Origin of the sequence: Arthrobacter sp. YD2 (assembly GCF_030410475.1) — a bacterium.
Lineage (GTDB): Bacteria > Actinomycetota > Actinomycetes > Actinomycetales > Micrococcaceae > Arthrobacter_B > Arthrobacter_B zhangbolii.
Map to the genome: position 1 here is coordinate 598,665 of NZ_JAUHHB010000002.1, position 20,988 is coordinate 619,652.

The following is a 20,988-nucleotide window of genomic DNA, read 5'->3' on the forward strand; positions in this document are numbered from 1 at the left end:
ATGCACTCCCCTGTTACTCTGGTTGCTAAACGCTCATTTTGTTCAGAATCCGGAGGATCAGGTGCCCGCAACCGACACGGGCCAGCGCCTGCTGGAATCCGCCACCGAGGCCTTCGCAGCCAAGGGTTTTCACGGCACCACTACGCGGGACATTGCTGCAGCAGCAGGGGTGACGCCCGGGGCCGTGTACGTCCACCACAGGTCCAAGGAAGAGCTGCTGTACAGCATCTCGAAGCTGGGCCATGAGCGGACCCTGGAGCTGGTCCGGGCCGGAATGGCCTCGAGCACGGATCCGGTGGAGCAGATCCGCAACGTGGTGCGGGACTTTGTGGAATGGCAGAGCAGCAACCGGACCAAATCCAGCGTGGTCAACTTCGAGTTGCCCGCCCTCAGCGATGAGCACCGGGCCGAGGTGCTTGAGATCCGCCGTGCGGTGGACGCCGAGTTCCGGACCGTCGTCGACCGCGGGCGCGAACTGGGTGTGTTCTCGGTGCCGGACACCCGGCTGGCTGTTTTCGCTCTTCTGTCCCTGTGCATCGACGTGGCCCGCTGGTTCCGCGCGGACGGAAGGCTCACCGCGGCCGACGTCGCGGCGAACCACAGCATGCTGGCGCTGCGGATGCTTGGCGCCGCCGGCTCCTGACCCGCACCGTCTGTTCCCGGAACCGTGCGGGCGGCATACTGTACCTGCACACTGGAACACCCGGATGAAGCGAGGTGCAGCATGGCGGAACCGGCAACCCTGGCATCCGGCATTGGAATGGGCGAATCCGCACGCTGGCACGGCAATGAATTCTGGTTTGCGGACTGGACAGCGGGCACCATCTCGGCGCTGGACCGGCAGGGAAACATTCGCCGTGCCGCAGCGGTGCCGTCCTTCCCCATCAGCTTTGACTGGCTGCCTGACGGCAGGATGGTCGTGGTCTCGGGCAGTGACGGCACCGTGCTGGTGGAGGTACCCCACGCCGGGCTGGTCCCGCTGGCCGATCTGCGGCGGCTCTCCGAGCACCCCTGGAACGAGATTGCCGTCCACCCCGGCGGCAACGCCTACGTCAACGGCATCGGGGCGGACTACGCCGCCGGGGCGGGCAGCGACGGCATCATAGCCCTGGTCCGGCCGGACGGCTCCGCCGAGACAGTCGCCCGCGGACTGTCCTTCCCCAACGGAATGCTGGTCTCCGAGGACGGCAGCACCCTGGTGGTGGCCGAATCCAACGCCGGCCGCCTGGCATCCTTCACTATCAATGCCGATGGCACGCTCACCCCCGCGGGCGAGTGGGCCGGGGTGCCCGGCAGTGCCCCGGACGGCATCTGCTGGGACGGTGCCGGCGGCATTTGGTTTGCCGAAGTGCCCGGTGAGCGGTGTGTGCGAATCCGGCCCGGCGGGGACGTTGTGGAGTCCGTACAGCTGGAGCAGGGCTGTTTCTCCTGTGCTGTGGGAGGAGACGACGGCGGACTGCTTTTTATGATGACCGCACAGTGGCCGGAGGCCATGGACCCGATGGCGGGGAACACCGGCAGGGTGCTGGGGCTGCGGGTTGGCGGGCCCCAACACCCCTAGAGGTGTCCGTCGACTGTTCTCCGGCTGGCCTCTGATGCTCTAGGCGAAGGCGGACAGGCCGGTGATGTGCCGGCCCAGAATCAGGGACTGCATGGTGTCGGTGCCCTCATAGGTGAAGACCACCTCCATGTCGGTCAGGTGCCTTGCCACATGGTTTTCGAGCAGCAGTCCGTTGCCGCCCATGATGTCCCGTGCCTCCTGGCAGATCCAGCGTCCCTGCCGCGCTGCGAACATTTTCGCCATGGATGCCATGGGGCTGGTCATCTGGCCGGATTCGCCCAGCTCGTTGAGCCGGAAGCAGGTCAGCTTGATGGCGGTCAGCTGGGCAAGCATGTTGGCCAGCTTGTTCTGCACCAGCTGGAACCCGGCAATCGGCTTGCCGAACTGTACGCGCTGCTTGGCGTACGCGACGGCAATCTCATAAGCAGCCACGGCATGTCCCAGCGCCTCCCAGGCCACTCCCCCGCGGGTGGCGGCAAGGACCTTGTTTACGTCCTTGAAGGAGTTGCAGTTTTCCAGCCGGTTCGCGGCCGGAATGCGCAGGTCCTCAATGACAATGTTGGGCTGCAGCACGGCACGCTTGCCCATCTTTCCGGTGATGACTTCGGCGTTATACCCGGCCGGGTGGCCCTCGGCGCCCTTCTCCATGACAAACGCCTTAACCGCGCCGTCGGCTTCATCCCGGGCGTAAATGATCACGATGTCGGCAAAGCTGGCATTGCCGATCCATCGCTTGCTGCCGTTCAGGACGTAGAAATCGCCCTCGCGCCGGGCACTGGTCTCCAGCGAGACCGAGTCGGATCCGTGCGCCGGCTCGGTCAGGGCAAAGGCGCCGATCTTTTCAAACCGGGCCATGGCCGGCAGCCAGCGCTGTTTCTGTTCCTCACTGCCGAGCATGTCGATGCTGCCCATGGCCAGGCCGGAGTGGACCCCGAAAAAGGTGTTGATGGAGCCGTCGCCGCGGGCCAGCTCAGCGGCTGCGATGGAGGCCGACATCCGGCTCATGCCGGGGCACCCGTATCCCTTGATGGTGCCGCCGGCGATGTTGAGGGCTGCCAGCTTGGGAATCAGCTCGTACGGCACCTCGGCCCGCTCCCAGTATCCGTTGATGACCGGCAGCAGGTCCTGGTCCACGAAGGCGCGTACCCTCGCCTGCACGTCTTTTGCCTCCTCATCCAGCTGCTCGTCGAGCAGGTACAGGTCGGCATCAACGTCGGCGACGTCGTTCGGATCGAAGGTGGGACGGGCGGACTGGAGGACGGTCATCGGGGCTCCTGACGTAAGCACTAACTAATCGTTCATTTAGTATGGGGTCCGTCACACCCGTGGTCAAGGATTTTCCGGGACGCCCTGTTCGGCGAGCATGTGCGGGGCGTTGGTGACCACCAGCCAGGCCGGCAGCACGGCCAGGCAAAGGACGCCGGTCACGGTGACGTCGCCGGTGATCACCACGGCGATGAAGAGGGCCATCCAGCCGTCCCGGGCCACGGCAAGTACCAGCCCGAGCACGGCCGCGGACACGGCCAGCGCTACCGGTATGCCCGGCACAAACCCGGCAACCGCCAGGCCGGCGGCAACGCCGATAAAAACGGCAGGAAATATCCTCCCGCCACGGAAGCCTGCTGCCGCCGCTATGACCAGGGCGGCGAGTTTCACCAGTGCGTCACCGAGCAGGGCCCAGGGTTCCTCGCCGCCCGGGTTTTGGAGCAGGCGCGCGGATTCGGCCGCCCCTTTGAACAGGGTCACCGGCCCGCCGAGCACACCCAGCAGGCCAAGCAGCGCTCCCCCGAGCGTGGTGTAGAGGACGGGGCTTCCCAGCCGCCGGAATCCGCTGTGCACCCGGGCGAAGACCACTACCCCGAGCAGGCCGAATGCGGCCGCCAGCGGAGCAATCACCAGCGCCGCCAGTACGTCCCAGCCGTCCGGGGCGCCCATGGGCGGGAGCCGGACCTGCAGCAGCGTGCCACCGAGCAGAGTCATGGTTACTGCTCCGGCACCGGCGGAGACGAGCGGCAGGAAAAGCCTGTCAAAGAGGGCTCCCCCGGTGCGCATTGCGCCGGCCAAGCCGGTAAAAAGCAGGGCGGCCGCCACGGGTGTGCCGAACATGGCACCCACGGTTCCTGCCACCGCGAGGCCGGCGATCACCCGGGCGGGTATGCGGACGAAAAACCGCCCTGCCAGCGCGCTCAGCAGGGCGGTGTTGATGGCAATAATCGGATTCTCCGGTCCCAGGCTGACGCCCCCGGCCAGTCCAAGGACTGCAGCCAGGGCGAGCCCCGGCACCACGCCGGGCGGCAGCGGCGGACCGCCCAGTTCGGCGGCTGCTGAATCCGGGCCGGCATGGCCTGGCACAAACCGTACAGTGAGTCCCACGGCGAGCCCGGTAACCGTCAAGGTGCCCAGAATCCACCAGCCGCCCGCGGGATCCGCGCCGACGGCGGCCGGCAGGTCCGCCCAGACCCAGTGTTCGAGCAGCAGGCTAAGCCTGTCGAGACCAAAAAGGACCAGGGCGGACACCACGCCGAACAGGACCGCCGGGCCCGCGAGGGCCAGCAGCATCCGGACGCGGTTTCCGCCGGGGGCTTGCCTGTGCTCGGACATGGTGCCACTTCCCGGAGTGCAGTGCCTGTGATGGGGCGGATTGCACCTGCGTTACCGAGGATAGTGGCCGCCGCTGCCGAACAACAGGCACACCGGGTTAGTGGACGCCCACCCCGTCAGGCAGTTCGTTCACGGGACGGCGGACAAAGAATGACGCCGCCAGTGCCACCAGGGAGATCACGGCGCCCCAGAAGAAGGCCGTATGGATTCCGGCCGCTGCTGCCGGGATGGCCGCCAAGCCGTCATTAACTGCAGCGGTGGTGCCGGCTGTCATCAGCGTGATGAAGACTGCCGTACCTGCCGCTCCTGCCAGTTGCTGGAGCGTGTTGATGATGGCGCTGCCGTGCGAGTACAGCGTGCGGTCCAGGGAACCGAGTGCAGAGGTGAACAGCGGGGTGAAGATAAAGCCGAGGCCGGCGTTCAGGAAGCAGTGCAGCAGGATTACCAGTGGCACCGGAGAATCCTCCGTCAGCATGGTCATGCCCCAGAGCGAAGCACTCAGCACCAGGGCGCCGGGAATCACCAGCGGCCGCGGTCCGAAACGGTCAAAGAGACCGCCGACAATCGGGGACAGGATTGCCATGACCGCACCGCCGGGCAGCAGCAGCAGACCGGTTTCCAGAGTGGACAGGCCCAGCACGTTCTGCAGGTAGAGCGGGAGCACAATCAGGCAGCCGAACAGGGCCATCATGCTCACCAGCACCATAACCACAGCTATGACAAACGGCTTGCTGGTGAAAGTGCGCAGGTCCATCAGTGCCCGGTCAGAGCGCTGGAGCACCAGCTGGCGGTACACAAACCCGGCCATGGCCAGTGCACCGACGGTCAGGGGGATCCACAGCGGCATCAGTTCCTTGCCCTGGGCCGCCTCTCCGATGCTGCTCAGGCCGAAGATGATTCCGCCGAAGGCAAAGGTGGAGAGCACTATGGACAGGGCATCGAAGGGAACCCGTTTCGGTTCGGTCAGGTTGCGGATGAAGACTGTCCCCAGGACCAGCGAGAGCAGGGCAATGGGCAGCACCAGCCAGAACATCCAGCGCCAGTCCAGCGCATTGAGGATGATGCCGGAAACGGTCGGCCCGATGGCCGGAGCCACGGCGATCACAATCGAAATGGTTCCCATCATGCGGCCGCGCCTGTGCGCAGGCACCGCGTTCAGCACCGTGGTCATCAGCAGCGGGATCATGATGGCCGTACCGCCGGCCTGGATGATCCGCCCGCCCAGCAGGGCACCGAATCCGGGAGCCAGGGCAGCGAGGAGGGTGCCGGCACTGAACAGGGACATGGCGGTCATAAACAGGCCGCGCATGGAGAAGCGCTGGAGCAGGAACCCGGTCGCGGGGATTACCACGGCCATGGTGAGCATAAACCCGGTGGTAAGCCACTGGGCGGTTCCCGCAGTGATGTTCAGGTCCGCCATCAGCCGGGGCAGAGCCACGCTCATGATGGTTTCGTTCAGGATTACGACAAATGAGGAAACGAGCAGCAGCCCGATAACGGTTTTCGTCCGCGGATCCAGGGCGTCCGGTGCCGGTTTCCGTCCGGCGCGTTTTGTGGTGCCCGCTGCGGGCAGCGGTGAAGAGTTGGTGTGGGGGTCAAGACTCAAAGGGGTGAAATCCAATCACGCATAGTTGCTGGGGCACGCGGCGATCGATGCCCGGCCTGCCATCCTATGCGTTTGGAACACCCGGGGATTAATCCGGGCTATCCGAAGCCAATGACCAGCAGCCCGAACCCAAGGACGCAGGCAACCACCAGCCACCAGCCAAACACCACGGCCACGGCAGCCATGGCCAGCACCATCACCCAGGTCCGCCGGACGCGGCTGCGCAGCCAGGTGAAGATCAGCGGGGCGGCCAGCAGGAGCATCACCACGGACCCAAGGATCAGTGCCAGCAGCAGAGTGAGCAGCACCGGCTCCGGCAGAATCCACAGCTGCAATATCACCACTGCCACCGCCAGGGTGATGGCGGCAGCCGCCTGCACCACCCATGCCAGCCCCAAAAGCGGCCAGGACTGATCGTTTTCGCTCATAAACCCGCAGTCTAGCCGCGAAGGAGCCTAGTGCCGTTCCCGGTGGTCCATGGTGACGGTCCTCAGATCCAGCCGCCGCAGCACTCGGTCCACGGCCTCGGGATCCGTGCCGGGGCGGCGTCGGGCTGCGAGCACCTCGCGCCGTGCCGCGTCCATGGCTTCACGTTGGACCACATCCATGAGTTCCAGGGTGGCTTTGCGGTCCAGCAGCTTCTGCGGATCCGGCTCGTCATCGCCCTGCAGCATTGAGTGCAGCGAGGACATCCGCTTGGCCAGCACGGCCCGGCGTTCCGGCGGAAGCTGCGCAATTGCCGTGGAGCGTTTCATGCTTTCTATGGCTGCCCGTTCCGCGCGAAGCGCCAGTTCGCGTTCCTTGCGGTCCGCGTCCCGGTGGTCATCGGGCAGCTTGAGGACCCGCATCAGCCAGGGCAGGGTCAGGCCGGGTATAACGAGCGTGACCACGAGTACGGCCGCGGCGCACGCGACCACGAAGTTCCGGCCGGGCAGGGCCTCCCCGGCCATGGTGGTGCCGGGCAGCGCCAGGGCCAGCGCCAGGGTGGCGAGCCCGCGCATGCCGCACCAGGTCAGCACGAGGACTTCCTTCAGCGAGCCGGGAACCCGGTTCATCTCGGTTCCGCCCAGCCGGTAGATACCCAGCATCCACAGGAACCGCACCACCAGGACGGCCACGCATACTGCGGCAATTCCGGGAACGAAGCCGAGCAGTTCCGCCCCCTCGTCCTCGATGATGTACCGCATCTCGATGCCCACCAGGCCAAACGCAACACCAGTGGTCAGCATCTCCACCACGTCCCAGAAAGCGGTACGGGTGAGCCGTTCCTCGGAATCCTGCGGGCGGGCCCGGCGTCCAAGTTCCAGTGCGGTGACCACCACTGCCACCACCCCCGAAAAGTGCGCTTCTTCAGCAATCAGGTACACGGCATAGGGCGCCACCAGAGTAGCTGCCGAACGGGCCACCATGTTCGGGACAAAACGGTTCAGGCTGCCAATAAGCCACGCCATGGCCAGGCCCAGGAGGACGGCTCCCGCTGCACCGATAAGGAACCTCGGAACCACATCCCATCCGACTTCACCTCCGCTGGTGCTGGCCGCCACGGCGGCCTGGAAGATCACGATGGCGATGGCGTCGTTAAACAGGCCCTCTGTCTGGAGCACGGTGATCAGGCGGCGCGGCATTTTTACCTTGCCTGCCACCGCTTCCACCGCCACCGGGTCCGGCGGGGCGACAATGGCACCCAGGGCAATTGCGGCCGGTAGTCCGAGGGCCGGGATCATGGCCCAGGAAACCCCGGCAACCACCGCAACTGTGACTGCGACCAGGGCTACGGCCAGGAGCACCAGTGACCGCCACCGCAGGCGGAAGACGGACCAGGAGCTTCTTTGCGCCGCGGCGTACAGCAGCGGCGGCAGGAAGAGCGGCAGGATCAGTTCCGGGTTGATGTGCACCTCGGGAATGATCGGCAGAAAAGCGATCAGGGCGGAGAAGATCAGCATCAGCACCGGGTACGGAAGGCGGATACGTTCACCGACGCCGGCAGCCAGTACGGTTCCGAACAGCAGTCCGATCAGCAGTATCAGGAATTCCATGGTCTCAGCACCTTCCGCGCCTGGAGTCCGGAGCTGTTATGCATGCCATGTCTGTCCGCAACCTCTTCCGGGTCTGGGTCACTGCCTATTGGTCTGCGGACAATTATTGCACCCGGTCCGGGAGAGTGAATGAATGCATCGAGTGCAGGCTTGCCCCGGGGCGGGTGGAACCCGGCAGACTTCACGGGCGAACATCACAGGCGTGCATACGCATCCTCACAGCGGGAACCCCCGCCCGCGGTGTCAAGCCCGGATGTGGACAGCGTTAAGATTATTCAACAGGCATTTTGAGTGCACAAATCAAGGTGATTTGAGTTCTAAGATGTTGACTCCACATCTGTATGACCCCGTCCCTACCGTTTCACAGCGGGGCACGCTGACCGCTGCCCGCGGCCCCGGTCTGCTGATCGACTGGGACCCTGCCGACATACCGGATGCCCTGGACCGTCTCGCCGAACAGCATCCGGAGCACTTCACCGGCCCGGATGCCCTGCCCCAACACCCTGTCCCCTTCCGGATGCGTTTGCTGGATGCGGGGGCTCCACCCCCGATCCTGATCCACCCCTCCGTGGAGCAGGCCCAGGCAGGCTTTATCCGCGAGCAGGCCCGGGGCGTACCCATGGGTGCAGGCAACCGCAATTACAAAGATTGCCATGCCAAGGTGGAAGTAGCCGTTGCGGTAAGCCCCGTCAGCGTATTGTCCGGCGAGCGTAACCCTGCGACCCTCCGGGAGGTCGCCGAGGGGTTGGATCTGCCCTGGCTCCGGTCTTTCGTCACCTTTCAGCATGAATCGCCCAGCCACGCCGTGCTGCGGATGACGCGTGACGAGCAGCAGCGGGCGCTGCGGGAGACAAATTTTGCAGTGGACAGGGCCACGAACCCCACCGGGGCGGTGGCCGATACCGTGGCCACGGTTCGCCGTCTCCGCGAACTGTTTCCCGGGGACCGCGGCATCCTTTACGCCGTCTGCATGAATCACATCCATCTGGAACCAGGCCAGGCCATGGTCACACCGGCGGGCTGCCTGCATACTTACGTGTCCGGTCAGGCAGTGGTGCTGATGAGCATCTCCGAGAACTCGCTGCGGGTGGGCCTGACCAGGGACTACGTGGATACCGGTGAACTCCAGCAGGTCCTGCGTGAGGACCAGCCAACGCCGGCCCCCCTGCCGGTTATCCCAGTTGACGGCTTCCAGGACAGGATTCCGCTGTGGAGCGAGGATCTGCATCTGGGGCGTGCGGTGTTGGATGACACCGAAGAGACCGTCCAGCTGGGCCGTTTTGCCATAGTGCTCTCAGCGAAGGGGCGCGCGGAAATCACCGTGGGTGGCACCACCACACCCGTATCAGAGGGCTGCCGCGTCCTTTATCTTGGGGACCCGGTTCAGGCCCGGGTCCGCGGACCCGCGCAGCTTTTCATTGCTACCCGGCGCTAGCCCCGCACCCTGGATCCCGCATGCCGCGGAGTGGTGACGGCGACCACTGCCAGCGCCACCAGCGCACCAATAGTAGTTTGCAGTGACCGGTCCATGGTTAGCGCCCACACGTCTCCGCCGTGCGTAAATCCCGTCATCATCAGCGCCACGGGCGTCAGGAACACCATGGCGGCGCCGTAATGCCTGACCACATAGAGTTCACCGCTGAACTGCAGCATGGCCAGCAGCAATGCCAGCTGCACGGCTGACCAGGGCACCTGCATCAGCAGGGCGGAAAACAGTACGCCGGCATAGGTGCCGGCAATGAAGTGCACTGCCCTGGCTGGTCCCCGGGACAGTTCGACGGCGGCCAGTGGGGCGCAGGCAGCCAGCATTGCCCAGTATCCGTGTCCGAGGCCGAGCCCTGCGGATACCGTGCCGGCAATGCCTACTGCTGCGGCGTAACGGCTTGCGTGGACCAGCAACCGGCGGGCACGCCTCGGGCTGCCCAGCCGTGCCGCCGGCTCCCGGAGACGGCCCGGGCTATGCCGGCGGGCGTGCAGCCGGCCGGCCACTCCCAACAGCACCGCCAGCAGCGTACTTGCCGTGACGGTGAGAAATGCTTCGACCAGCGAACCGGCAAACGGCGCGGCCGACGTCGCTGTAAAGGCAAAAATGTAAGTGAACGGGCCGGCCGGGCGCACCCGCAGGGAATCCGCAGCCACAGAGATGCCCGCAGCAATCAGGGTTCCGGTGAATACCACTGTCCAGGGTCCGCGGCCGGCCTGGGACAAGGCCACCCCGGCCATCACCGTCAGGACCATCAACACGCCGGAAGCGGTTTGCTGCTTCAGCCGCCGCCAGTGCGGTTCGCTGCGCCCGAACACGCCGGTCAGGGAACCAAAGATGGCACACATGGTCAGATCGGTACGTCCGGCCGGAATTAGTACCAAAAGCGGCAGCAGCATCCCCAGGCCAACACGCACGGCCGGGAAGCGGTGTCCGCGGCCGGAGGGGATACTCAGGAATTCACGGACGGAGTACTTCACGGGTGCAGACAGCCTTTCACGGCAGCACAGGACGGCGCGCTGCCCTTCCAGCCTAAAACCCGCCGTGCTTCGCGGCGGGGCAGGGCGGCTGTGACTCTGCACTCAGTACCGCCCCGGAACCCCGCCCCTACATCCGGGCCTTGGTGCGTGCCGTTGCCTTGGCCTGCCAGGGATCTTCGGGCCAGGGGTGCTTGGGATACCGGCCCCGCATCTCAGCCCGCACCTGTGCATACGGTCCGGACCAAAAGGACGCCAGGTCATCCGTCACCGCCAGCGGCCGGCCCGCCGGTGAGAGCAGATGAAAGAGGACCGGAACCCTGCCCTGGACCAGGCGGGGAGTCTGTGCCCACCCGAAACACTCCTGCAGCTTCACGGCTACCACGGGCCGCTCCCCTGCATAGTCGATCCGCACGTGCGAGCCGCTGGGCACCTCAAGCCGTTCGGGAACCAGCTCCCCCATGTGCGCGGCCTCGGGCCACGGAAGCAGCCGCCGGAGCGGTTCGGTGAGGTCGATGCCGCGCACCGGGCTGCCGGCCGCCAGTGCGTCGAGCTCCGGTGCAAGCCAGTCCTGGAGCCTGGCCAGCAGCGCCTGCTCGGCAACATCGGGCCACGGTTCCCCCAGTTCCCGGTGCAGCAGTGCCATCCGCCGGCGCAGCGTGCCGGCAGCCGGTGAAAAGCCGATAATGTCCAGTCCCTCCTTCAACAACGCACGGCCAACGGCATCCCGGCCGGCCTCAACGGAAGCCCGGACCGGTGTAGAGGAGAGCACAATGGCGCCCAGCCGGCGTTCCTGACGGGCGCTGACCCGCCCGCCGGCAAACCGGGCCTCCACTGTATCCGTGAGCAGATGCGCAGCAGCGGCTTCGGCGGACGCTGCTGACAAGGGTGCGGCAGCCCGAATCACGGCGCCCGTGCCCGCGGCATCCCGGCCGGCAGCACGCGCCACCTCTGCCACGGCCAGCCACTCCTGGCCGCCAAGGCTACTGCCCGCCGGAAGGCCCGCCCGGGTGCCGGAGGCGAGCAGATAGCGCTCCGGCCCGGTGCCCGGCACCCGCCGGGCAATCCGGTCCGGGAACGCCAAGGCAAGCACGTACCCCGAACCTTCGTCCGGATCGGGGACCCAGGGGTGCTGCCCGGCCACGGACGCCGGTGGATGCTGTTTCCGGGCCACCGTCTCCATCCGCCGGACGTCTTCAGCCCAGCGCCGATGTCCCGGGTCCCGGCCGGAACGCAGGTCGGACAGCAGGCGGGTAAGGTCCGCGCCCGGGGCGCGCGCCTCCCCGGCTGCCAGGGCCACCGCCTCCGCGGCCGGGCGGGCCCCCACGGACGCCGCCCCGTCCAGGAGGGCCCGGGCCAGACGGGGGTCGGCAGGAACAGCGGCGAGCGCCTTACCGGTCGCGGTAGCCATACCTTGGGCATCAACAGCCCCAAGTCCCCGCAGCACGGAGACGGCCTCCTGCAGGGCAGCGGGCGGAGGTGCATCCGGGAGCGCCAGGCCGGTGCCTCCCGGCGCACCCCAGCAGGCGAGCATCAGGGCCGCGCCGGTCAGGTCCGCGACGGCGATTTCCGGAGTCGGGTGGGCCGGTGCTGCACCGTAGGCCCTGTCGTCGTAGCAGCGCACCACCCGGCCCGGCCCCTGGCGGGCGGCCCGCCCGGCCCGCTGCTCGGCTGATGCCCGGGAACAGGAGACCGTGACGAGCCCGGACATGCCGCGGGCAGCATCCCGCCGGGGCTCACGCGCCAGGCCCGAATCTACTACCAGGCGCACGCCCGGGACGGTCAGCGAGGATTCCGCCAGCGCCGTGGACACGATAATCCGTGCCGGTTCTCCCGCCCCCCGGCCGGAAACCGCCCGGTCCTGTTCCCGCGCCGGGACCTGCCCGTGCAACTCGAGCACTTCCGTTCCCTTCGGAGTCCGGGAACGCAGGCGGCTGGCCACGTGGGCCACTTCCCGGGCACCGGGGACAAACACCAGCGTGTCGACGGCGGGGTCACCGGCCTGCGCGTCGGAGTGCGCCAGGGCAGCGGTATCTGCCACATGATCCAGGAACCCGCGCGTTACACCGTGTTCATCCAACCGTGGCACGGACGGCGGGCGCCATTGGACAGTAAGCGGGTACAGGGCGGAGGGGCAGTCGACCAGCGGCGCCGGCCCGCGGCCGTCGCCGTCACCGAGCAGCGCGGCAAACCGTTCCGCATCCAGGGTCGCGGACATGGCAATAAGTGTCAGGTCACCGCGCAGCTGCCGGACTTCGGCGAGCATCCCCAGCAGCAGGTCCGTTTCCAGTCCGCGTTCGTGGACCTCGTCCAGGATGACGGCCGCAGCCGTTTCCAGCCCTGGATCAGCCAGGAGCCTGCGCAGCAGGATTCCCGGCGTCACGAACTCGATGATGGTCTCCGCGGAGGTGCGGGCCTCTCCCCGGACCGTGTAGCCAATGCGCTGTCCGAGTGCTGACCCGTCAAGCTGGGCCAGCCGGCGGGCCGCTGACCGGGCGGCAACCCTGCGTGGCTGGGTGACCAGAACCCGGCCCCGGGTGCCGGCTGCCTTCGCAGCGGCGTTGGCTACCGCCGGCGGCACCAGCGTTGTTTTGCCCGTGCCCGGCGGTGCCTGGACCACTGCGCTCCCGGCTCCGGCGGCAAGCAGGGCCGCCAGCTCCGGGAGTGACTCTGCGAAGGCCAGGCCGGCACCTATGCGGGACAGGTCAAAAGCCCGTTGCAGGTCCGGCGGAAACGGGGAGGATGGAGCATTCACTTTTCCATTCTGCCCTCCGGCCGGGTTCTTCCCGGCCCAAAGGAGCGCCGCTGCAGGTTTTTTCACGGACCTCGGACCCGCATCCGGCCGCAGGCACCGGATTTTGCCGGGGTTTCCGGCGTAAAATAGATCCAGTGGCCGGGCTCGCAGGTGCAGCTGCTTCCATCCATAGGTGGCCGGGTGCATCCGTGCTTTTGGCACGCCGGGCAGTTCTGTCCGCAGCTGAAACGATGGTTACCGCCGGCGACCTGCCGGAAGGGCATCGAGCGTGGCCCCGGACTTCCGCCAGGAGGTAATTACTTGCCATTTTCAGAGGGACAGGTTTTGGTCCACCCCCACCACGGCCCCGCCGTCGTGATGTCCTATCAGACCCACCCCCGGATGCAGAAGGACTGCATTGTCCTGGAGGTCCGGTCCTCCCGACTGCTGGTCTGGGTTCCTGTTGACCAGGTTGAACATGTGGGCCTCCGGCCGGTACTTGATTCCGCCGGGCTGTCTGCCCTGTTCGCCGTCCTGAAGGCTCCCGCGGATACTGAGGATCCGCAGTGGTCCCGCCGCTACAAGGACAACAGCGAAAAGATCGCAACCGGCGATCCGATGGTGATTGCCGCCGTCGTCCGCAACCTGATGCTGCGCGATGCGGACCGCGGGCTCTCGCAGGCGGAACGGGAAATGCTCCGGCATGCCCGCCGGCCGCTGCTGACCGAAATTTCCCTTTCCCTGGGTATTTCGGAGGACGACGCCGGCGGCCGGCTGGACGCCGTCTGGTCAAGTTCAGGCGCGGCCGCCTAGGGCGGGTTTGCGGGCCCCGGACGCCCGTAATGTCCGGGTATCGGCTCCGAATCGTGGTTGACTGTGATCCCCGCTGTTTATCACTTGGAGTACGAACACCATGGCCGCTGGCGAACTTGATCCCTCGTCCGGGGTCCCCCTGTATCGGCAGATCAAGGACATCCTCCGCACGGAGATTTCCGACGGGACGGCGGATCCGGGCACGCCCATGACCGAGGACCGGCTGCTGGAGCGCTTCGGCGTGAGCCGGGCGCCGATCCGGCAGGCCCTGAAGGAGCTCTCCTCGGAAGGGTATGTCTACCGGAAGCAGGGCAGGGGCACCTTTCCGGTCACCGGCCCGCGCATTCTCCGCCCGGCCCACGTGCGTACCGGCGATCTTTACCATTACCTGACCGAAAGCGGCCTGCATCCGGCATCGATCGTTTCCGACATCGCACGGGTGGAACCTCCGGAGAAGATGTCAGAAGTCCTCGGCATTGACCCCGCGGAACGGGTGCTTCACTTTACCCGGGTGATTTCCGTGGAGGGTGAACCCCTGCTCGAAGCGCGCATTTACATCCGTGCACCGGAGGGCTTTGCTCCGACCGTCCTCGAACTGGAGGAGTCCGGCTCGGGCTTCGAGCTGCTGGAACGGGAGCTGGGCATTGCCCTTGGCCGGGCCGAGCATGAATCCTGGGCTACCGCCGCAACGGCGGAGCAGTCTGCCGCACTGGGGGTGCGCGAAGGCAGTCCGCTGCTGGTTATCGAAACGGTTTTCTATACCACCGACGGGCGGCCGGCCGGCTGGCGTTCCGCGGTACACCGCGCCGACCAGTTCAGGTACAGATTCGTAACCGGGCGCTAGGACTTCCGGTCACCGGACGCCGTTCGTTTTGGACATACTCCCACGCAGCCGTATGGTTAAACCTTCAACCATCTACTTTGAAGGAGGACTGCTGGGCATGAGCGACGGCACTCTCGAATCAACCTCGGCGCTCGACTCAGCAGCCCTGGACCTGCTGTTCCGCGACGCACGGACCGTTGCCGAGTTCACGGACCAGCCGGTCACGGATGAACAGCTCCGGGACATCTATGAGCTGACCAAAATGGGCCCCACGGCAATGAACATCCAGCCGCTGCGGATCACCTGGGTACGCTCGCCTGAGGCCCGCGGGCGCCTGGCGGCCCACATGGCTGAGGGCAACAAAGCAAAGACCGAAGCGGCTCCGCTGACGGCCGTCCTCAGCTTTGACCGCAGCTGGCACCGGCATTTCGCCACGGTTTTCCCGCCGGCTCCCGCCCAGGGCGCCGTCTTTGCCGCCAACGCCGAGCTCAGCGCCATGATGGGCAACAACAACGCCCACCTGCAGGCCGGGTACTTCCTGCTTGCGGTGCGTGCCGTTGGCCTGTCCGCCGGTCCCATGGGCGGCTTTGACGCCGCAGGGCTGGATGCCGATCTGCATGCCGGCCTGGACCGCCAGTCCTTCCTGGTGGTGAACATCGGCGTTCCCGCTGCAACGGAACCGCGTCACCCCCGTCTGCCCCGCCTCGACTACGCCACGGCGGTCACGGAGCTCTAGGAAGCACGGGTCCTTGGGAAACCCTGAGCACTAAGAATAAAGCAGAAGGCCCGCCGGACTCCGGCGGGCCTTCTGCTCACATTCACCTGTCAGGCATCGTCGCACAGCAGGTGGTACCAGCTGTCCGCGAGCACCTCCAGCGCGTGCTCCCGGTTCGGCTCCAGTTTCCGCCGGGTCCACAGGGTGGCCACGTAATCCAACTGCGTGTAGGCCAGGGTGCCCCGGATGTGGTGGGTTTCGGCAGGGAAGCGTCCGGCCAGCTGCAGGCCGCGGACAATGTCGGAAATGACTTCCTCATGCCACCCGTCCATAAGTGCACGCACCTCGGGATCAAGGGCGGCAGCCTCCTCAAGCACGTCCAGATAGGGTCGGAACACCGGCCAGAGCGCAGCACGCGATTCCAGCCAGTCCAGGACACCCGCTATCCGGCCTGCCCGGACCACCTCCACGAGTTCCCGGGCCGTGGACGGCTGCCCGGCACCGGCTGCCCGTTCCAGGACAGAGTTCACCCGGCCCATGAAATCCTTCATCAGCTCGGTCCGTGACGGATAGTAAGCGTAGAAAGTGACCCGGGTGGTACCGGCCGCCACAGCAATTTCATCGATGGTGGTGGCGGCGTATCCCTTGGCGGTGAAAAGCTCCAGGGCGCACTCGACAATCCTGTCCCGCGTCAGTTGTTTTTGGGCCTCACGCAGCGACGACATGCTGTTTACAGTAGCAGTCAGTCAGGTGCGGACAGGCACCGGCGGGCTGAGCACGCCGGGTCCCTGGCTGGCCAGACGGCGCAGCTTGGGAACCGGAATGCGGTAGTTCACCGACACTGCGGTCCCTGCCCCGTCCGGGCTGCCCCACCACATCAGCCGCGAGTCCTCGTTTGGCCCGTCCGACGAGGAGCCGGGCGCACCCTGAACGGGCGTAAATCCGACTGCCTTGAGCGACAGGCCGAATGCTTCGGTCCAAAAGTACGGCTGGAAAGCCAGTTCGGGTGCCTCCTGCCCGTGCAGCAGTCCGGCGGCGGCAACCTTGGCCTGGTCAATGGCGCTGGTCCACAGCGGCACCCGGGCCACTCCCCTGCCGGTGGGGAAACTGGCTACGTCCCCGGCAGCGACAATGTCCGGCCGCACCCGGCCGCGGGAGTCCACCTGCAGTGTCCCGCCGGTCAGCAGCCCGGACCCGGCCAGCCACTCCGTGTTGGGGATATCGCCGGCAGCCGTCACCACCAGATCTGCTTCCAGGCGGCTTCCGTCCGCCAGCAGCACCGTGGTACCGGCGTCGGAGCGCTCGAGCTGCGCCCTGCCGCCGCCGCTGATGATCCTCAGCCCCTGCCGGGTGGCCGCCGTGGCGAAAATGTCCGCCAGGTAACCGCCCAGCTGCCGGGACAGCGGCGGGCCGTCGGAAACCAGGGTCACCCGGCAGCCGGATTTCAGACATCCTGAAGCGACTTCCATTCCCAGCGGGCCGCCACCCACGACAACCACCGAAGGCCCGGCAGCGGCCAGCCGCTTCAGGCGGAGAGCGTCCTCAAAGGTCCGCAGTGTGACTTCGTGCCCCGCGCCGCCGTCGTCCGCTGCCGGGCCAAGCCGGCGCGCCCGGGAACCGGAGGCGATCACCAGTCCGTCGTACGGCAGCTCCCCTCCCGAATCCAGCCGGACCACCCGCGCCCGGGGATCGAGCCCGGCAGCGGATTCCCCAAGCATCTCGGTGGCACCGTGCGTCGGCGCGGGCAGTTCATGCGCGGCGAGGTCTTCCCCGCCGTGCAGCAGTGCCTTCGAGAGCGCCGGGCGGCTGTAGGGCCGGTGGGTTTCGGCCCCTACTACGGTCAGTTCCCCGTCAAACCCGCCGGCACGCAGGGCATCGCAGGCCGTCAGGCCCGCAATCCCGTTACCCACCACCACTATGCGCCGCTGTGTCATGCGCTCAGCCGCAGAGCTGCCACGGGGCAGATCCGCACGGCGGCGTTCGCCGCCGAAGCGTCCGCCGGATCCACTTCCGCAACATCGATCACCAGCTCGCCGTCGTCATCGAGGTGCATCAGTTCCGGGGCCGCCTCCTCGCACAACCCGTGGCCCTCGCACCGCGGCCGGTCCAGTTCTATCCTCATGCTGCCTCCACCTTCGTTACCTGCAGTTCATCAATGCTCCGCGTGATGTTGCCGGGGACGCGGATTTCCTCCCCTGCTGTCCAGGACTTCATGTGCCGTGCCAGAGCACCGACAATGGCGTGGCCTTCCAGCTTCGCCAGCCCCTGTCCGGCGCAGCCGTGGGGGCCGTAGCCGAAGGAGAGGTGGTCCACGGGATTGCGGGTGACATCGAACAGGTCCGGGTCCGCGTACTGCCGGGGGTCGCGGTTTCCCGCGCCGAAGAGGATGCCCACCTGCGACCCGGCCGGAACGGTCGCGGAGCCTATCTCCACGTCCGCGGTGACGCGGCGCCCCCACACATGGATGGGTGCCCAGTACCGCAGCACCTCGGCGAAGGCGGACGGCACCAGCGAGGGGTCCTCCCGGATGAGGTCCAGCTGCCCGGGATGCCGGCCAAAGAGCGCCACCGCATTGCCAATCGAGGCGATGGTGGTGTCCACGCCGGCCCCGAGGTACTGGTGGATGATGTTTCCGGCGTAGCCCGCCGGAATCTCGCCCCGGGCTTCGGCGTCGAAGATCCCGCGCCCAATCGAGCCGGGAAGCAGATCCCCGGCAGTGACGGATGAGCACCACTCGTACAGTTCCCCGGCAATCGGGAAGCTTTCCCGGGTGCGCTGGTTCAGCGGTCCGATCACCTGCATGGCCGCCTGTCCCCAGCGCAGCATGTTCTCCTTCACCGCACCGTCGAAGCCGATCAGGTCCGCCACAATTTCCAGGGGAAAGGCACGGGCCAGCGAATCAATGGCGTCGAAACCGCCGCCGGCTGCCAACCCGGCAACCAGTTTGTCTGCTTTCTCCTCAATGACCACCTTGAGCCCGCGCAGCGCCCGCGGCGTCAGGTTCGCGGAGAGCGTGGCCCTCAGCTGGGTATGCAGCGGTGCGTCCGACGCCAGGGAGGTGCCCGCCAGTGCCTCGTTGACCATCGGGTTGAACCCGATGGAGGTGGAGGAGAAGGTTTCGGGATCACCCAGCGCATCCCGGATGGTTTCGTACCGGGTCAGCACATACACATCGTTCCGCGGAAGGTACACCGCCGGGGCGAGCTCACGCAGTTCGGCGTACACGGGATACGGATCGGCCAGGACGGCGTCGTCCCAGAGGTCAACGTCGGAAACGGCGGGTGCGTTCATGGGCACCTTTGTGCTGCTCATGGTGAAACTCCTTTGTTTCGAGGGACAGGGGCAAGGGCTGCGAAGACAACTGCAAACAGTCTGGACGGAAGGTTTACAGTGTGTCAAGCATCACATATAAACCTGACGTTCTGATGTCTTACTTGACACGGTGTAAAGGAATCTGTGATGCTACCCACACATCAACAACGGGTGTGAGCAGCGCCATATGCGCCTCGCACCCACCCGAGCTTCAAAGGAGAGGCAAGTGAGCCACTTCGCCGGCGGCGACGCCGCAAGTACTTCCCCGGGCGCCGTCGGACAGCAGAGCCGCAGCGCCACCGTCAATACCGTGCTGGGCCCCGTTCCCGCCGATCAGCTGGGCCCAGTGGCAGTGCATGAGGCCCTCCTTTCAGTGCTTCCCGGTGCGGAGTATGCCCCCGACATCTCCATGGACCGGGCAGAGATCTTCGAGACCCTGGCAGCTAAGCTGACCGAGTTCCACCGGCACGGCGGACGCACCGTCGTGGACAGCACCGGCATGTTCCACGGCCGGGACCTTCCCCTGTATGAAGCCCTTTCCCGCTCCACCGGCGTGCACATTGTCGCCTCCACGGGCATGGGGCCCGAAGAGATGCTGGGCGGCTACTTCCTGACCCCGCAGACCAACCCGCCTACCCCGTGGCCGGCCGACAAGTTTGCCGACCTTTTTACCAGGGAAGCCATCGACGGCATGGTGATCCCCCGCCTCGAACGCCGGGCAGCTGCCGGCCTGGTGGCAACGGCTGCGGACCGCGCCGGCATGACGCCAACGGAGGAGAGCCTGTTCCGCGGCGCGGCCCGCACCGCGCAGGCAGCAGGCATTCCGGTATCCATCCGCTTCGGCGCCGACGCACTGCATGACCTTGATGTTGTCCTCGAGGAGGGACTGGCGGCGGACAGGGTGCTTGTTGGCGGACTGGACCGCCGTGACGCCGTGGAGGCAGGAGCACCCTTGGAGGTGGCCCGCCGCGGAGCCTACGTGGTCCTTGACCGGGTGGGCACGAACGGGGAGGACGCATATGTGGACGACAGCCGGCGGGCCGGCCTGGTTCAGGAGATGGTGAACGCCGGGTACGCCGCACAGATCCTGCTCTCCGGCGGTTCCGTGGGCGTGGCCAAGGGCCACCCCGGCTATGACCTGCCGTTCAGCTACGTCCTGTCCACCTTCGTTCCGTTCCTGCACTCACAGGGACTCGGAGAGGAAGTCACCCGGCAATTCCTGGTCGATAACCCCCGCGTCCTGCTTTCCGTGCGCGGCGCCGTGCCTGCCCCGGCAGCGGCCGGCGTCTGAACAATCAAAAACTTATCTATTTTCTGAGGTGTTGGTGTTGGCAAAAGTAAACACTGTATTGGGTACCATTCCGGCCGAAGAGCTCGGCATCGTAGCCGTGCACGAACATATCGGCTACGGCATGCCCGGCAGCGAACTGGACGAAAAGTGGTGGAAGACGCCGGAAGAGCGGTACGCCGAAACGGTGCCGAAGCTGCGGCAGTTCCATGAGTACGGGGGCGGAACCATCGTGGACGCCACGGGGATCTGCAACGGCCGCGATGTGGACTATTACAAGTCCCTGTCCAAAAAGACCGGCGTGCACATTGTGGCGTGCACCGGATTTGTGGGCGGAGACACCGCTCTGCCGCACTTTGCCCGCGCAAGCGTGGCCTATCTGGCCTCGGTCTTTGTCCACGAAATCACGGTGGGCATCGGGGACACCGGAAGCAGGGCCGGCGTCATCAAGGTCGGGGTGAGCCGCGGCGGCCGGATGACCGAGCTCGACAAGCGCATCTACCGCGCCGCAGCCCGGGCCTCGGTAGCCACCGGCGTTCCGATCCTGACCCACCTCGCCATCGATCCGGCACCCGCCATCCGGATCTTCAATGAGGAAGGCCTGCCGCTGGACCGGGTGCTGTTCGGCCATGCAGATGACGGCCTGAACGCCGAAAACACTCCGAGCGAATGGATCATGAGCCAGGGTGGCCGCATTGGCTTCGATACCTTCGGCTACGAGACCGAACTGCCTGATCCGCCGTTCTGGGCCCGGCCGCGCAAGGAACGCCTGGACCATTTCCTTGACCTGATCGCAAAGGGACACCTGAACCGGCTGCTGGCGTCCGCGGACGCCAACTGCAGCCCGCTTGGCTGGCCCGGGGTCAAGGGACACACGGTCAACTACATCTTCGAGGACCTGATGCCGGACCTGCGCAATGCCGGTGTCGACGAGGCAGACATCAAGACCCTCTTTGTCGATAACCCCGCAGAATTCCTCTCCATCTCCGCCTGAACATTCCCGAAACGCCCCACACACTGCCCGGCGCAGCGACGCTCC

19 protein-coding genes are annotated in these 20,988 nt (G+C 66.4%); 8 read left to right on the top strand and 11 right to left on the bottom strand.

Going from position 1 to position 20,988, the window contains the following annotated elements; translation table 11 throughout:
- Window positions 1-61: 61 nt before the first annotated feature.
- Both QWJ37_RS09355 and QWJ37_RS09360 read left to right on the top strand, forming a co-directional pair.
- Window positions 62-643: a TetR/AcrR family transcriptional regulator gene (locus tag QWJ37_RS09355; RefSeq protein ID WP_227902034.1), complete on the top strand. Its 582-nt coding sequence runs from the start codon at window positions 62-64 to the stop codon at window positions 641-643.
- Between the two features lie 81 nt (window positions 644-724).
- Window positions 725-1,561, top strand: a complete 837-nt coding sequence (locus QWJ37_RS09360; RefSeq protein WP_227902035.1) for an SMP-30/gluconolactonase/LRE family protein — start codon at window positions 725-727, stop codon at window positions 1,559-1,561.
- A 39-nt stretch (window positions 1,562-1,600) separates the two neighbouring features.
- Here QWJ37_RS09360 and QWJ37_RS09365 read toward each other — a convergent pair whose 3' ends face one another.
- From QWJ37_RS09365 to QWJ37_RS09385, 5 genes are all read right to left on the bottom strand, one after another.
- A complete protein-coding gene (locus QWJ37_RS09365; RefSeq protein WP_227902036.1) occupies window positions 1,601-2,827 on the bottom strand; it encodes an acyl-CoA dehydrogenase family protein in 1,227 nt (408 codons plus the stop codon).
- A gap of 63 nt (window positions 2,828-2,890) precedes the next feature.
- A complete protein-coding gene (locus QWJ37_RS09370; protein WP_290245124.1) occupies window positions 2,891-4,162 on the bottom strand; it encodes an ion channel protein in 1,272 nt (423 codons plus the stop codon).
- A gap of 97 nt (window positions 4,163-4,259) precedes the next feature.
- The gene (locus tag QWJ37_RS09375) at window positions 4,260-5,681 is read right to left on the bottom strand and encodes an MDR family MFS transporter (RefSeq protein WP_290245294.1); all 1,422 of its coding nucleotides are present in this window, start codon (window positions 5,679-5,681) and stop codon (window positions 4,260-4,262) included.
- Between the two features lie 185 nt (window positions 5,682-5,866).
- Entirely contained in the window at window positions 5,867-6,196 is a 330-nt protein-coding gene (locus QWJ37_RS09380; RefSeq protein ID WP_227927882.1) for a hypothetical protein, read from the bottom strand.
- Window positions 6,197-6,223: 27 nt separating this feature from the next.
- Window positions 6,224-7,804, bottom strand: a complete 1,581-nt coding sequence (locus tag QWJ37_RS09385) for a sodium:proton antiporter (protein WP_290245125.1) — start codon at window positions 7,802-7,804, stop codon at window positions 6,224-6,226.
- A gap of 322 nt (window positions 7,805-8,126) precedes the next feature.
- Between QWJ37_RS09385 and QWJ37_RS09390 the strand changes: the two genes are divergently transcribed.
- On the top strand, window positions 8,127-9,239 hold the full coding sequence (locus QWJ37_RS09390) for a hypothetical protein (protein ID WP_290245126.1): 1,113 nt from the start codon (window positions 8,127-8,129) through the stop codon (window positions 9,237-9,239).
- On the opposite strand, the gene QWJ37_RS09395 is transcribed toward QWJ37_RS09390, so the two are convergent.
- Both QWJ37_RS09395 and hrpB read right to left on the bottom strand, forming a co-directional pair.
- Window positions 9,236-10,267: an FUSC family protein gene (locus QWJ37_RS09395; RefSeq protein WP_290245127.1), complete on the bottom strand. Its 1,032-nt coding sequence runs from the start codon at window positions 10,265-10,267 to the stop codon at window positions 9,236-9,238. The two genes, QWJ37_RS09390 and QWJ37_RS09395, sit on opposite strands and share 4 nt — an antisense overlap.
- 127 nt (window positions 10,268-10,394) lie before the next feature.
- Window positions 10,395-13,019, bottom strand: a complete 2,625-nt coding sequence (hrpB, locus tag QWJ37_RS09400) for an ATP-dependent helicase HrpB (RefSeq protein ID WP_290245128.1) — start codon at window positions 13,017-13,019, stop codon at window positions 10,395-10,397.
- Between the two features lie 300 nt (window positions 13,020-13,319).
- Between hrpB and QWJ37_RS09405 the strand changes: the two genes are divergently transcribed.
- The 3 genes from QWJ37_RS09405 to QWJ37_RS09415 all read left to right on the top strand — a co-directional run bounded on the left by QWJ37_RS09405 (window position 13,320) and on the right by QWJ37_RS09415 (window position 15,370).
- Window positions 13,320-13,811 carry a CarD family transcriptional regulator gene (locus QWJ37_RS09405; protein ID WP_227902043.1) on the top strand — a complete coding sequence of 164 codons (492 nt, stop codon included), beginning with the start codon at window positions 13,320-13,322 and terminating at the stop codon, window positions 13,809-13,811.
- A 100-nt stretch (window positions 13,812-13,911) separates the two neighbouring features.
- The gene (locus QWJ37_RS09410; RefSeq protein ID WP_290245129.1) at window positions 13,912-14,655 is read left to right on the top strand and encodes a GntR family transcriptional regulator; all 744 of its coding nucleotides are present in this window, start codon (window positions 13,912-13,914) and stop codon (window positions 14,653-14,655) included.
- A 52-nt stretch (window positions 14,656-14,707) separates the two neighbouring features.
- A complete protein-coding gene (locus tag QWJ37_RS09415; protein ID WP_290245130.1) occupies window positions 14,708-15,370 on the top strand; it encodes a malonic semialdehyde reductase in 663 nt (220 codons plus the stop codon).
- A gap of 89 nt (window positions 15,371-15,459) precedes the next feature.
- On the opposite strand, the gene QWJ37_RS09420 is transcribed toward QWJ37_RS09415, so the two are convergent.
- The 4 genes from QWJ37_RS09420 to QWJ37_RS09435 are packed head-to-tail and all read right to left on the bottom strand — an operon-like array spanning window position 15,460 to window position 18,661.
- Window positions 15,460-16,074 (bottom strand): TetR/AcrR family transcriptional regulator, encoded by a 615-nt coding sequence (locus QWJ37_RS09420; RefSeq protein WP_290245131.1) that lies wholly within the window; start codon window positions 16,072-16,074, stop codon window positions 15,460-15,462.
- A 21-nt stretch (window positions 16,075-16,095) separates the two neighbouring features.
- On the bottom strand, window positions 16,096-17,283 hold the full coding sequence (locus QWJ37_RS09425; RefSeq protein ID WP_227927889.1) for an NAD(P)/FAD-dependent oxidoreductase: 1,188 nt from the start codon (window positions 17,281-17,283) through the stop codon (window positions 16,096-16,098).
- Entirely contained in the window at window positions 17,280-17,471 is a 192-nt protein-coding gene (locus QWJ37_RS09430; RefSeq protein WP_227902048.1) for a ferredoxin, read from the bottom strand. Before QWJ37_RS09430 ends, QWJ37_RS09425 begins: the two co-directional genes overlap by 4 nt.
- Complete coding sequence (locus QWJ37_RS09435; protein ID WP_290245132.1) at window positions 17,468-18,661, bottom strand: cytochrome P450; 1,194 nt, start codon at window positions 18,659-18,661, stop codon at window positions 17,468-17,470. Before QWJ37_RS09435 ends, QWJ37_RS09430 begins: the two co-directional genes overlap by 4 nt.
- Before the next feature lie 226 nt (window positions 18,662-18,887).
- Here QWJ37_RS09435 and QWJ37_RS09440 point away from each other — a divergent pair, with 226 nt between their 5' ends.
- Together QWJ37_RS09440 and QWJ37_RS09445 are read left to right on the top strand one after the other, a co-directional pair.
- Entirely contained in the window at window positions 18,888-19,952 is a 1,065-nt protein-coding gene (locus QWJ37_RS09440) for a phosphotriesterase (protein WP_290245133.1), read from the top strand.
- Window positions 19,953-20,010: 58 nt separating this feature from the next.
- Window positions 20,011-20,943, top strand: coding sequence for a phosphotriesterase (locus QWJ37_RS09445; RefSeq protein ID WP_227902051.1), 933 nt, complete (start codon window positions 20,011-20,013; stop codon window positions 20,941-20,943).
- Window positions 20,944-20,988: the final 45 nt, after the last annotated feature.